Raw genomic sequence first — 14,089 nt, 5'->3', positions numbered from 1 at the left:
GTATACTTATTTAAGAAATCTTGAGAGAGAAGTGAGGTTTATGATGTCTTTTCAACTTAGTCAATTATTTCATTTAGATTATTGGCGGCAATTGATCTCATCAGATTTCTTGTCGCGTGATTTTATCATCAATATTATAGATATTTTAGTAGTATGGTATCTTGTTTACAAATTAATCATGCTCGTTAGAGGAACAAAGGCTGTCCAGCTGTTAAAGGGAGTCGCTGTTTTTATTGTGATTCGCATACTTAGTGAAATTATCGGACTGCATACATTGTCTTGGCTAATGAACCAAGTCATTATGTATGGTGTTATTGCCGCTGTCGTGATTTTCCAGCCAGAAGTCCGGCGAGGCTTAGAACATCTTGGTAGAAGTTCATTTTTCCGTCCGAGTCGATCAGAACAGCAAGAAGATGAGAAAATGATTCTTGCCTTTGATAAAGCTATTCAGTACATGGCTAAACGAAAAATTGGCGCACTGATTACAATTGAAAAAAATACCGGATTAGATGAGTACATTGAAACAGGTATCGATTTAGACGCTGATATTTCAGGAGAATTACTGATCAATATCTTTATACCAAATACGCCGTTGCATGATGGTGCAGTAATCGTAAAACAAGGAAAAATCGCCGTGGCAAGTGCCTATTTACCTTTGTCAGAAAGTAACTTGATTCCTAAAGAATTCGGGACTCGTCATAGAGCAGCCGTTGGTATTAGTGAAGTAAGTGATGCTGTAACAATTATCGTATCAGAAGAGACAGGTGACGTTAGCCTGACATTGAATAATGATCTGATTCCTCGATTAACACAAGAAGAATATCTAAAAATTCTTCGAGCAGAATTGGTTCCAAAAGAAGATAGTAAAGATAAAAAAAATCTTTTGCAACACTTTATTGAAGGTGTATCGAAAGGGGCGAAAAAGAAATGAAAAAAGCCTCTCAAAGCAATTGGTTCTCAAGGTTGCTTGCATTACTTTTTGCCTTGTTGTTGTTTTTCAATGCTAATTCTTCTGGGAATATAGGTACTATGTCAGGGACCAGCCAAGTATATGATGAAATGTTGTATAATGTTCCTGTTCAATTAGATTATGATCAAGATAAGTATTTTGTTTCTGGTTATGAAGATACAGTCAATGTCCATTTAACTAGTGCTAATCGAATTCAACTGGATTTAGAATCGAATGAAGATACTAGAAACTTTCAGGTAGTTGCAGATCTGACGGAAATACCACTTGGAACATCCGAAATTCAGTTGAGAGTAAAAGGATTGAGTACAGCCGTAACGGCCGAAATTGAACCCAAAACAATAACGGTGACAATGGAGAAAAAAGTAACAAAAACATTTAATGTAGAGGCACAATTGCCTGAATCAATCGAGACAGAAGGGTACAAAGTAGAAAAAACAACTTTAAGTCCTGAAAAAGTAGAAATTACAACTGGAGAAGAAACAGCTAAAGCTATTACCCGTGTGATTGCCCCGCTATCAAATGTCAAACAATCCGTTGATACGATCAAACAAACGGTTAATGTTCAAGCTATCGATGCAAAAGGACAAGTATTGAGTATTGAAAATCCAGCACCTCAGGTAAAAGTTGTCGTTGATTTGATATTGCCTTCAAAAGAAGTAGGATTAACAATTACTCCGACGGGTTCGCCCCCATCAGGTATTGAGTATTATAGCTTCAATTTTTCAGAGCAAAAAATCGAAATTAGAGGGAAAAAATCAATTTTAGATGCAATCGACACAATAGAATTACCTGTTGATGTAAGCAACATAAAATCATCAACGAAACAAAAAATAAAGATTCCAACAAATTCAGAGTACATTGTTTCACCTGAGGAAGTAGAAGTGACAATCAATCCAGTCTTTTCAGGAGCGAATACCAGTTTTTCTGAAACTAGCGGACAAGGCTCAACGACATCGAATTCGGGTCAAGGAGTACCGGCGCCAGTGCCTTCTAGTGAAAAAACAACCAGTTCCTCTAGTACATCAAGTTCATCAAGTACGTCTAGTTCAAAACCTACTGAGGAAGATGAGACAGAAATTGGGAGTAATTCAGTTCCAGAAAATTAAGTTGATTGACTAAGTTAATTGATTATTTTCTGAGTTGTAATCAGTAAAATAATTGAGAACGGCTTAGTAAGTAGAAGGAGAGTTATCATGGGTAAATATTTTGGAACAGATGGTGTTAGAGGGATTGCCAATAAGGAACTAACACCAGAATTAGCATTTAAATTAGGTCGCTTCGGCGGATATGTATTAAGTCAACATGAAGATTCCACACGCCGTCCAAGAGTATTAGTCGGCCGTGACACACGTATTTCAGGTCAATTATTAGAACAAGCTTTGATTTCAGGTCTGTTATCTGTTGGAATCGAAGTATTTCAATTAGGTGTGATTTCAACGCCAGGCGTTGCTTACTTAACAAGGCTGCAAAAAGCTTCGGCTGGTATCATGATTTCGGCTTCTCATAATCCGGCAGAAGATAACGGAATTAAATTTTTCGGTTCGGACGGTTTTAAGTTAGTAGATGAGCAAGAACTTGAAATCGAAGCGTTACTGGATGCAGAAGAAGACAATTTACCACGTCCTTCAGCAGAGGGCTTAGGTTCACTTGATGAGTTTCCAGAAGGTTTATTAAAGTATTCTCAATTCTTAGTACAAACGATTCCAGGTGATTTATCTGATCTAACCGTTTGCATCGATGCTGCAAATGGTGCTACAGCAACTTCTGTAAATCGATTGTTTGCTGATTTAGAAACAGATTTTTACACGATGGGTACAAGTCCGAATGGATTGAACATCAATGATGGTGTGGGATCTACTCATCCTGAAAAATTAGCAGAGATGGTCGTTGAAAAAGGTGCTGATGCAGGGCTTGCTTTCGATGGAGATGGAGATCGTATCATTGCAGTAGATGAATTAGGAAATATCGTGGATGGCGATAAGATCATGTTTATCTGTGCAAAATACCTTGCTGAAAAGAATCGTTTGAAAAAAGATACAATCGTTACTACAGTTATGAGTAATTTAGGTTTCCGTAAAGCGGTAGAAGCGGCAGGAATGAAAGATGTCATCACAAAAGTTGGCGATCGTTATGTTGTTGAAGAAATGCGCAAAAATGATTATAATTTTGGTGGAGAACAATCAGGACATATGATCTTCTTAGATTACAACACAACAGGTGATGGAATGTTATCTGGTATCCAGTTGTTGAATGTAATGAAACAAACTGGGAAAAAATTATCCGAATTGGCTTCAGAGCTAACAGTTTATCCACAAAAGCTAGTCAATATTCGAGTAACAGACAAACATGGGGCAATGGATGTTCCTGCCATCAAAGAAATCGTTGAATTGATGGAAACTGAAATGAATGGCGACGGTCGTATCTTGGTTCGTCCATCTGGAACTGAACCATTACTACGTGTGATGGCTGAAGCACCGACACAAGAAAAAGTTGATTACTATGTAGATACAATCGCAGAGATTGTAAAAGCTGAAATCGGCATAGGCTAAAAAAAATTAGAATAACCTGTTTGCATGGGAACATGTTGCAGGTTATTTTTCTATTTATTTAAAAAGACGAATAATCATTTCTATAAATTAAGAATTGTTCGATACTGTTATTGACAGAATAAACAGAAAAAGGTACGATGTTTTAGAATTGATAGGAAAATAATCAGAATCCAACCTATTTCTTCACAAAATATAATAGATATAAATAGTTAGAGAGGGATAATCAGATGGGAAATTATTTAGTTTTACAAACAGATTTTGGGCTTGGCGATGGAGCAGTAAGTGCGATGTATGGTGTCGCTCATATGGTAAGTGACGAGATCATCATTGGCGACTTGACCCACGAAATTCCTCCTTATGATATTTGGGCGGCATCATACCGCCTGTATCAAACAGTAAAGTACTGGCCTAAAGGAACTGTTTTTGTTTCTGTTGTCGATCCAGGTGTAGGTAGTACAAGGCGAAGTCTCGTAGCGAAAACAAATTCTGGACATTATATTATTACGCCGGATAATGGATCATTGACGCATATTTACCACTATCAAGGAATTGAAGAGATTCGTTCGATTGATGAAGTAACAAGCCGCTTGCCTCATTCAGAGGAAAGTCACACGTTTCATGGTAGAGATATCTATGCTTATAATGGGGCGCGTTTGGCTAGTGGTGAGATTTCGTTTGGGGAACTTGGCAGTATTGTTCAGAATGATTCGATTGAACGGTTGCACTTGATTGAAGCGAAACATGGTGAACATATTTTAGAAGGCAGTATTGATGTTTTAGATATTCGTTTTGGCTCATTATGGACAAATATCCCATTAGCTTTTATGAAAGAAGAAAAAATTGTTCATGATGATCAATTACAAGTAACGATTTATCATCAAGGAAAAAAAGTGTATCAAAATATTATGAAATTTGCGAAATCGTTTGCAGATGTAAATATTGGAGAACCTTTAGTATACGTCAATTCTTTGGTAAATATCGGTGTCGCAGTCAATCAGGACTCATTTTCTAAACTGTATCATATCGGTACAGGAACAGATTGGACGATCCAATTAAGAAAAGCGCCAAAAATTATTTTTGAATAGGAGTGGAGAATATGAAGAAAGATTTTTCAGTTAAAACAATTGTAGCAATCGGTATTGGATCAGCTGTATTTGTCATTTTAGGCCGTTTTGTTGTGATTCCGACAGGATTTCCTAATACAAATTTAGAAACAGCCTACCCGTTTTTGGCATTGATTTCTGTTATTTTTGGTCCAGTCGCTGGTGGCTTGATCGGCTTGATTGGTCATACATTAAAAGATTTTACAACTTATGGCAGTGCATGGTGGAGTTGGATCATTTGTTCTGGTATTATAGGAGTAATCTATGGTTTTGCGGGTAGAAAGATCGATCTTCAACATGGCGAATTCCATAAAAAAGACATTATTTATTTTAATATTTATCAAGTGATTGGAAATGCCGTAGTTTGGGGGCTGATTGCACCCACATTAGACGTACTGATTTATAGCGAACCAGCCAGTAAAGTTTACACACAAGGTGTGATCGCTGTGGTGTTGAATATTATCGCAGTAGGAATCATTGGTACATTATTAATGGCAGCTTATGCTGGAACGCGGACAAAAAAAGGTAGTTTAACAAAAGATTGATTATGTAGTAAAATGAGAGTAGTACAACTATACTTACTGAAATAAAATTAAGGGCGAGAAAAAGCAAGCTTGATTTAATAGCCTTTTCTTGTCCTTTTTTACATAGAATAAGGGAGCGTCATCGATGAAAAAACCACTGATAACTTTCGAAAATTTTACTTTTCAATATCATAGTCAGGCTGAACCAACATTGCATACTATTGATTTGACGATTTATGAAGGAGAAAAAGTCTTGATCGTCGGCCCAAGCGGAAGCGGTAAATCAACATTTGCCCAATGTATCAATGGGTTGATTCCATATAGCTATGAAGGGGAAATAACTGGGAACGTAATGATTGGCGGTAAAGATTTAACAAACACTAGCCTGTTTGATTTATCTTTTGACGTTGGAACAGTCTTACAAGATACAGATGGTCAATTTATTGGATTAACAGTGGGAGAAGATGTTGCGTTTGCTTTAGAGAACGATGAAGTGCCGCAAAAAAAAATGAAAGAAGAAGTGGATCATTGGACGAAAATCGTCGGACTGAATGACTTTTTACAACATCGTCCACAAGATTTATCTGGTGGGCAAAAACAGCGAGTATCAATGGCCGGTGTTTTGATCGATGAAGCACCGATCTTGTTATTTGATGAACCATTAGCTAATCTTGATCCAAAAGCTGGGAAAGAAACCATTGATCTGATTGAAAAAATCCATCAAAAGACGAGGACAACTATTTTGATTATTGAGCATCGTTTAGAAGATGTTTTATATCGTTCAGTTGATCGTGTGATTGTTTTTAATGAAGGGCGAGTAGTCGCAGATTTACCTGCGGATGAATTGCTTAAGACGAATACATTGACCGAACAAGGCATTCGTGAACCGCTCTATATAACAGCGATGAAATATGCTGGTGTGGATTTAGAAACAGTTGAGCATTTATCTGACATTGAAAAAGTCCAAGCACCTAATTTGAAAGCACAAATGGAAAAATGGATGAAAAATCAATCCCAAGCGACAGAGCAAAAAAAAGTATCACCTTTATTGGAGCTGAAAAGTATTACGTATCAATATAATCGAAATAATCAGTATGTTTTGAATGATGTTTCCATTGGATTCAATCGTGGAGAAATGTTGAGTATTGTTGGTAAAAATGGAGCGGGTAAATCTACTTTGAGTAAAGCTATCTGTGGGTTTATTACACCTCAATCAGGTGAAATGAGGTGGGCAGGACAAGATCTTACTCAATTTTCAATCAAAGAACGTGCCGATAAGATTGGTTTTGTCATGCAAAACCCGAACCAAATGATTTCTAAGAAGATGATTTTTGAAGAAGTTGCTCTAGGTTTGACATTAAAAGGAATTCCAGAAACAGAAATCAACGAGCGAGTTGAAAAGGTTTTAAAAATTTGTGGCTTGTATTCATTTCGTCATTGGCCAATCTCAGCACTTAGTTTTGGTCAAAAGAAGAGAGTTACTATTGCATCGATTTTAGTTCTGGAACCGGAAATGATTATTTTAGATGAACCAACTGCAGGCCAGGATTTCAAACATTATACTGAAATGATGACGTTTTTAGAAAAATTAAATAAAATGGGTGTGACGATTGCGATGATCACGCATGATATGCACCTAATGTTAGAATATACGGATCGGGCAATTGTTTTACATGATGGTAAAATTATCGCGGATACAACGCCAGTGAAAGTATTGACTGATTCTAAGTTAGTGGAACGCGCATCATTGAAAGAAACAAGTTTATTTACATTTGCACAACATTTAGGAATGAAGGATCCATTTTTGTTTACAGAAAACTTTATGACATATGATCAGGAGGTGCGTTTGAAATGAATGAACATCAAATGTTAGGTTATATTCCTGATCATACAGTGATTCATAAATTGAATGGGACTGCTAAATTAATTTTTTTGATTCTATTATCTGTGGCGTGTATGACAACGTATGATACCCGTTTTTTGATTGGTATGACGCTATTTTCATTCGTTTTATTTAAACTATCGAATATTAAGTGGCACCAAATTTCATTTGTGGTAAAATTTATTTTTGTCTTTTCTTTATTGAATATTATTGCGGTTTATTTGTTTGCACCTGAGTATGGTGTAGAACTTTATCACTCAAGAACAGTAATTTTTGAAGGTTTGGGTCGGTTTACCCTTACACAAGAGCAGTTATTTTATGAATTTAATTTAGTGTTAAAATACTTGTGTACGATTCCTTTAGTATTGATTTTTCTGTTGACGACGAATCCAAGTGAATTTGCTTCTAGCTTGAATCGAATAGGTGTTAGTTATAAAATCAGTTATGCGGTAGCTTTGGCTATTCGCTATATTCCAGATATTCAAGAAGATTTTGTCAATATCTCACTTGCGCAACAGGCACGTGGGTTTGAAATGTCTAAAAAAGGGAAACTGACACAACGATTGAAAGGAACTGCTCAAATTGTTTTCCCTTTAATTTTATCTAGTTTAGATCGCATTGAGACGATCAGTACAGCGATGGAACTGCGTCGATTTGGTGAAAAAAAGAAAAGAACATGGTACGCACAACAGCCGTTTCATGCTTCTGATTTTCTTGTGATCGGATTCGGCGTTTTATTGACCGTCCTAAGTTTCTTGCTATTTAAAGTCAACGGTGGGAGATTTTACAATCCATTTAATTAACTAGTTGAGATAAGATCAAGATAGATGGCTTCTGATTCTGATATTAGTGTGTGGAATAAAAGTGAACGTTACTTTTATTTCACACTTTTTTTTATTTTATTTAAACTATACCAATTTATTTTTTTTGTTAAAATGTTGACATTTGTATTTTGTTTATTGTATTATTAATAAAGTTTCTATTGATAAAAAAAGAAGGAGAGTTGGGTAGACCAATATGGAATAGCGCCAGGCCTGATTAGTCAGGTGACGAGGAAAGAGCTTATCGAAAGATTCGGCGGATAGCTCTAGGGACTGCACTCTACAAGTTGAAGAGAAAAAATAATTGCGAAATTATAACAAAAATCCAACTACGCAGAATAGAAACCTATGATGAAGACTTGAAAGAATAAGCTATTGGATTAATAAAGGACAAGCCTTTATAACAGGAAAAGGCTTTAGAAATATTTTTTATTGATCCATTTTTATTTATCGAGTTATGACCTAATACAATCGCGAAAGTAGGAAAAATAGTATGTGTGGAATCGTAGGAATTATTGGAAAAGAGAATGCAACAGATAGTCTGATTCAAGGATTGGAGAAATTAGAATATAGAGGATATGATTCAGCTGGAATTTTTGTAACAGGGAAGGATAAGAAGGATTATTTAGTCAAATCCATAGGAAGAATTGCTGATTTAAAGAGTAAAATAAGTCCAGAGGTGCAAGGAACAGTTGGAATTGGTCATACACGTTGGGCAACGCACGGAAAGCCAAGTGAAAGAAATGCTCATCCCCATTCATCAAGCAATCACCAATTTATTTTAGTGCACAATGGGGTTATAGAAAATTTTGAAGAAATAAAACAGGAATTTCTTCAAAATAAGCAGCTTGAAGGTGAGACGGACACTGAAATTGTTGTCCATTTGATTGAGTATTTTGCTGAAACGGGTATGACAACAAAGGAAGCGTTCAAAAAATCTCTGACAGTGATCGAGGGTTCGTATGCATTTGCGTTGATTGACAAAAACAATCCAGATATCATCTATGTGGCTAAAAATAAAAGTCCATTATTAATTGGTTTGGGCGATCATTTTAATGTAATATGTAGCGATGCGATGGCGATGCTTGCTGAAACCAATCATTTTGTCGAAATTGCTGATGGTGAAATGGTCATTGTCAAAGCGGATAAAATTGAAATTGAAGATAGAAAAGGCAATCTTGTTTATCGTGAATCGTATGAAGCCCAACTCGACTTGAGTGACATCGAAAAAGGCACATATCCATATTATATGCTAAAGGAAATTGATGATCAGCCGACTGTTATGCGTCGAATTATTCAAGAATACACCGATGCGCAGGGCACTACAATTGTTGATAAACACATTGTCGAAAAGATAACGGATAGTGATCGTATTTATATCATCGCCTGCGGTACTAGCTATAATGCTGGGTGGGTAGGGAAAGCGATCCTTGAGAAAATGACCAACATCCCCGTTGAAGTCCATCTTTCAAGTGAGTTTGGTTATAATATGCCGTTATTATCAGAAAAACCATTTTTTATTTATTTAAGTCAAAGTGGAGAAACAGCTGATAGCCGTCAAGTATTGGTTCAGACGAATGAACTAGGATTACCGTCATTGACATTAACGAATGTAGCAGGTTCTACCTTATCTAGAGAAGCTGATCATACATTACTTCTCCATGCTGGACCGGAAATCGCTGTTGCCTCAACAAAAGCATATACTGCACAGATTGCTGTATTAGGAATCCTTGCTAAAGCCGTAGGTGACAATAAAGGGAATCAATCATCGTTAGCCTTTGACATTGCACATGAACTAAGTGTGATTGCCGCAATCATGGAAACAATCATCGATGAAAAAATGCTGATCAGCCAGTTAGTAGAAGACTATTTGTCACATACAAGAAATGCGTTTTATATCGGTCGAGGCGTTGATTATTATGTATCGATGGAAGCTTCGCTAAAATTAAAAGAAATTTCCTACATTCAAGCAGAAGGTTTCGCTGCAGGAGAGTTAAAACACGGTACGATTGCGTTGATTGAAGAAGGAACACCGGTTTTCGGTATTATTACAGACAACATTACAGCAGCTCATACTCGAGGCAATCTAAAAGAAGTTGAAAGTCGTGGTGCTCATAATTTTGTAATTGCGTTGGCATCCCTTGCAAAAGAAACAGATCAATTGATCATACCGGATGTGCATCCTTTACTAACACCGTTAGTGAGTATTGTTCCAACACAATTGATTGCTTACTTTGCAACATTACAAAGAGGTTATGATGTTGATAAACCACGTAATTTAGCGAAAAGTGTTACGGTGGAATAAAACGGAATCAAAGAACACAGCTGACAGTATTCTTGCGAGTACTTCTGGCTGTGTCTTTTTATTCCGTTTTACTTTTCATATAAAAGGTTGTTCTAGCTTTGTTCTCATAGCAGATATCGAAATCAAAATGATAGTATGGAGTGAATTAGTCACTATTGCTAAGCTTAATTCAGTAAAATCTAATGGATTTTATAAGGAAGCTAGATGAAGTAAGTAAATTTTTGTAGACAAATAATGATGTGCAGTGAAAAAATGTAATCGATAGCATAGTAAATAAGCAAAAAAATATGGTTCTATAATATATTGTGTTGGTGGAAATCAAAAAAGATTTTCTACCAGCACTTTTTTAAGCATTTAAACACAAAAAAGGAACAACTAACTGATAAAATGAAATCGACAAAAACCACAAATCATCAGAAAGGTTGTTCCCTATGGATAAGAATACCAGATTATTGCTCGGACTTACAGACAAAAACCTCTGGTTTGAAAAAAATTGGTTGGAACAAAGAACAGTAAAAGGAGTGCAAGCTCAAGTGATTAAAGCCAAGCTGACCTATTCACCTACCCATTGCGAGAAATGTGGAAGCCTCGATCATGGACAAATCATCAAAAATGGCAGTCATACAACAACAGCTCAATTGCCTGTTTTTAATGAACGTTTCACTCTATTAGAGCTAAAACGGACACGCTTTCTTTGTCATGAATGTGGTACTACTTTTCACGCTCATACAGAGCTGATTGAAGAACATCATCACTTATCTAAACAGCTTCAATACCAAATTATGCTTGACTTGAAAAAGAATGTTTCAAGAAAAATGATTGCTCAAAAGCACTTTGTTTCAGACATAACAGTCCTTAGAATGATGGATAGACTATCACAAAATTATCGAACAAACTGGAACTTCCTCCCTAAAATTTTATGTATTGATGAATTTAAATCCATGAAATCTTGCCAAGGAAGTATGAGCTTTATTTGTGTGGATGGACAACGGAATCAGTTGTTAGAAGTGTTGGAAGATAGACGACTACACAAATTGACCGCTCATTTCATGCGCTTTACACGTGAAGCTCGGCTACATGTAGCGTATCTCGTAACAGATATGAACGCTAGTTACCATCAACTTCTTCGAACGGTCTTTCCTAATGCTCAATTAGTGACGGATCGCTTTCATATCGTCCAACAAATGAATCGTACGTTGAACCAATTGCGAATTCAAACGATGAACCGCTTAAAAAGTTCTAAACCAAAACAATACCGTCGCTTAAAACGCTATTGGAAGTTACTATTGAAAGATTCCGATAAATTAGATATAAACTGTCGAGCATACCAGCCCTTATTTAAACGACCATTAAGTCAACAGGATATTGTCGATGAACTGTTGCACTATGATGCTGTCCTACGGACAGGCTATGATACGGTTCAATACTTAAAATATGCTTTTTCTCATCGGGAACATACACTCTTTTTTGAGTATCTTCAACAGCTAGATAATCAGCTACCACACTGGTTCAAAAAGAAATTACTCTTCTTTAACAAATATAAAGAAGGCATTAAAAATTCTTTTCGCTTCCCTTATTCTAATGGTGTCACTGAAGGGTTAAACAATAAACTTAAGGTAATCAAACGGGTAGCCTATGGCTATCGAAACTTTTATCATTTTCGTTCACGTATTTATATTATTCAAGGTCTTATTTTTTCACAACAATAAAAAAAGCCTGATAAGAATGTTCTATCCTTACCAGACCTAGATTTCTATTCAGTTATTTGGCTTACCAACACAATTTGACGTAGAACCAAAAATATTTCCCCCATCAGAGAGACGGAGGAAACACAAATCAAATTACACACAACCATAAAATACCATAATTTTTCTTAATTCTCAACAATTTCGATGTTCATTTAAAAAAATGAGAAAGCTTTCAATAGAAAAATATAGTTTACTACAATCGTGAAGTTTTGCTGGTGAATCAATGGACATTTCGAAAAAATGAACGAATAGTTTATAAAACTCTTACAGCAAAATCAGGTGTATAAGAAGCTACCGTGGCTACTTGCACAACATCACCAGGAACAGGTGCATGAATGTATGAACCGTCGCCAGTTGAAATCCCCACATGATACGTTCCACCTTGGCTACCCCAAAAAACTAAATCACCCGCTTGAGCTTCTGCCACAGAAATCGTAGTACCGGCACTTTCTTGGTCAACAGTTGTTCGACCAAGATTGCGTCCAGCACTAGCAAAAGCGACTTGAACTAAACCAGAGCAATCAAATGCGTCTGGTCCAGCAGCACCATAGACGTATGGTTTACCTAAGTGAGTTTTTGCAGCATCAATAACAGCGGAACGTGTATCTATTTGTTCTACTTGTTCTACTTGTTCCACTTTTTCCTTATTTACTTGTGCAATTTTCTCGGATAACTGGTTTTCTTGTTTCGTTGCTTCTAATTCTTGTTTTGAAAGGGATTGGCTGTCTAGCTTTAATGAAACTTGGGTTTGTTTTAATTCAGTTAATTGCTCTTTTTTCTTGCTTATTGAACCTTCTTGAATGGCTAGTGGAGACAAAGAGGAAACAAGTGTTGCAGCTTGATCAATGTCTGATTTTGATGTTTCAGTAATAGTAGTGATCGATTTTAATTTCGCTAACTGATCAAGGTCACTTTGAATGGTTTCAATATTTTTTTCTATCCTAGATAGTTGGTTGTTTTTTTCATTTTTTTGTTCTGAAAATTTTTGTTTCACTTCTTTTAATTGAACTAATTTTTGTGAATATTCGGTAACGATTTTTTCTTGTGCATCCGTTTCTATAGAGGTAGCAAAGACATCATCACTTAGCAATAAACCGGCAGAAAGTGTTAGGCAGCTGAGGAATAATTTAGTTATCAATTTATTTTTTTTCAAAAAAACGCTCCTTAAGTATTTAAATTTTCTAGATTAAAATTGTCGATAGTGTCTAAAATATAGTTCCACTATTTTAAGACCAGCTACTATTTAAACATAGAGGGATCAAAAAGTCTGTAAAAGGTGGGTTAAATGTTTATTTCTTGATTTACAAAAAAGGTTCTTTTATTTCAAAATAGGACTTCATTGTAATATTAAGCAGGATTAGATTTCGATAACACCTGTTTTCAAGTCTAAGATTACGAACCTTCAATTTTTATAGCTATCTTTTTTACAGGTTTTGATTTAAAATAGTTCATACAGTAACAGAATGTAATCAAGGAAAAATGGAGGAAAGACAATGAAAAAAGAAAAGGTTTTTGAAATCACGCATCAATCGATTTTAGAAATCGCTAAGGAGCTTTTTTTAAAAAACGGTTATAAAAATACCTCAACTCGTGACATTGCCAAAGCTGTAAATATTACACAACCAGCTTTGTACTATCACTTTTCTAATAAAGAAGTTTTGTTTATTGAAATCAATAAACAAATTGGCAGCCAACTTAAATATGAGATAGAACAAATAAAACTTCAGTCTGATTCTCTGGAAAATCAATTGATCAAATGTACGAATGCATTGTTAAATGTTTACCATAGAGATATTTTTTCTTTTATCCACCAAAGCGCAGCCGAAATGGAACAAGAAAACAAACAACAGTTGTTCTATATACTGAATGATTATTATTTAAAACCATTGCAAGCTATTTTTGAGTCAAGTCAAACAACCTTAAACAGTAAAGTGTCATCGAAAAAAGCAGCTCAATTTTATCTTATGAGTTTGTCGTTACTATTTTCAACAGTTCATCAACTTTCAACAGAAAAAGAGCGTTCAGAACAGATTGCTGAATTGATAGATATGGTTTTGAATGGTGTATCAATATAAAGAATTAAATTGTTTTTTATCATTTGATAAAAAAATATTGTTTAATTCTTTTTTTCATGGTACTATTTTTATCAAGCGATAAAAAAGTGTCTTATTTTTTAAGTATTTTTTT

11 protein-coding genes are annotated in these 14,089 nt (G+C 35.6%); 10 read left to right on the top strand and 1 reads right to left on the bottom strand.

What is annotated here, in order from left to right; translation table 11 throughout:
• Positions 1 to 43: 43 nt before the first annotated feature.
• The 9 genes from cdaA (at position 44) to IGI43_RS06350 (ending at position 11,863) form a co-directional block, all read left to right on the top strand.
• Positions 44 to 931 carry a diadenylate cyclase CdaA gene (gene cdaA / locus IGI43_RS06390; protein ID WP_438756987.1) on the top strand — a complete coding sequence of 296 codons (888 nt, stop codon included), beginning with the start codon at positions 44 to 46 and terminating at the stop codon, positions 929 to 931.
• A complete protein-coding gene (locus tag IGI43_RS06385; RefSeq protein ID WP_438756986.1) occupies positions 928 to 2,076 on the top strand; it encodes a CdaR family protein in 1,149 nt (382 codons plus the stop codon). Before cdaA ends, IGI43_RS06385 begins: the two co-directional genes overlap by 4 nt.
• A gap of 87 nt (positions 2,077 to 2,163) precedes the next feature.
• Positions 2,164 to 3,519: a phosphoglucosamine mutase gene (gene glmM, locus IGI43_RS06380; RefSeq protein WP_438756985.1), complete on the top strand. Its 1,356-nt coding sequence runs from the start codon at positions 2,164 to 2,166 to the stop codon at positions 3,517 to 3,519.
• A gap of 227 nt (positions 3,520 to 3,746) precedes the next feature.
• The gene (locus IGI43_RS06375; protein ID WP_438756984.1) at positions 3,747 to 4,604 is read left to right on the top strand and encodes an SAM hydrolase/SAM-dependent halogenase family protein; all 858 of its coding nucleotides are present in this window, start codon (positions 3,747 to 3,749) and stop codon (positions 4,602 to 4,604) included.
• 11 nt (positions 4,605 to 4,615) lie between these two features.
• On the top strand, positions 4,616 to 5,167 hold the full coding sequence (locus IGI43_RS06370) for an ECF-type riboflavin transporter substrate-binding protein (protein WP_438756983.1): 552 nt from the start codon (positions 4,616 to 4,618) through the stop codon (positions 5,165 to 5,167).
• Positions 5,168 to 5,291: 124 nt separating this feature from the next.
• Positions 5,292 to 7,001: an ABC transporter ATP-binding protein gene (locus IGI43_RS06365; protein WP_438756982.1), complete on the top strand. Its 1,710-nt coding sequence runs from the start codon at positions 5,292 to 5,294 to the stop codon at positions 6,999 to 7,001.
• Positions 6,998 to 7,831: an energy-coupling factor transporter transmembrane component T family protein gene (locus IGI43_RS06360; RefSeq protein ID WP_438756981.1), complete on the top strand. Its 834-nt coding sequence runs from the start codon at positions 6,998 to 7,000 to the stop codon at positions 7,829 to 7,831. Before IGI43_RS06365 ends, IGI43_RS06360 begins: the two co-directional genes overlap by 4 nt.
• A 511-nt stretch (positions 7,832 to 8,342) precedes the next feature.
• Positions 8,343 to 10,154, top strand: a complete 1,812-nt coding sequence (glmS, locus tag IGI43_RS06355; protein ID WP_438756980.1) for a glutamine--fructose-6-phosphate transaminase (isomerizing) — start codon at positions 8,343 to 8,345, stop codon at positions 10,152 to 10,154.
• A 431-nt stretch (positions 10,155 to 10,585) separates the two neighbouring features.
• Positions 10,586 to 11,863, top strand: coding sequence for an ISL3 family transposase (locus IGI43_RS06350; protein WP_438756097.1), 1,278 nt, complete (start codon positions 10,586 to 10,588; stop codon positions 11,861 to 11,863).
• A 292-nt stretch (positions 11,864 to 12,155) separates the two neighbouring features.
• On the opposite strand, the gene IGI43_RS06345 is transcribed toward IGI43_RS06350, so the two are convergent.
• On the bottom strand, positions 12,156 to 13,055 hold the full coding sequence (locus IGI43_RS06345) for an NlpC/P60 family protein (RefSeq protein ID WP_438756979.1): 900 nt from the start codon (positions 13,053 to 13,055) through the stop codon (positions 12,156 to 12,158).
• Positions 13,056 to 13,395: 340 nt separating this feature from the next.
• On the opposite strand from IGI43_RS06345, the gene IGI43_RS06340 reads away from it, so the two are divergent.
• Complete coding sequence (locus IGI43_RS06340; RefSeq protein ID WP_438756978.1) at positions 13,396 to 13,977, top strand: TetR/AcrR family transcriptional regulator; 582 nt, start codon at positions 13,396 to 13,398, stop codon at positions 13,975 to 13,977.
• The last annotated feature ends 112 nt before the right edge of the window (positions 13,978 to 14,089 follow it).

The organism is Enterococcus sp. AZ126, from assembly GCF_051714545.1.
Lineage (GTDB): Bacteria > Bacillota > Bacilli > Lactobacillales > Enterococcaceae > Enterococcus_L.
The sequence above is the reverse complement of the archived record's forward strand: the minus strand, read 5'-3'. Positions and strand labels throughout refer to the sequence as shown.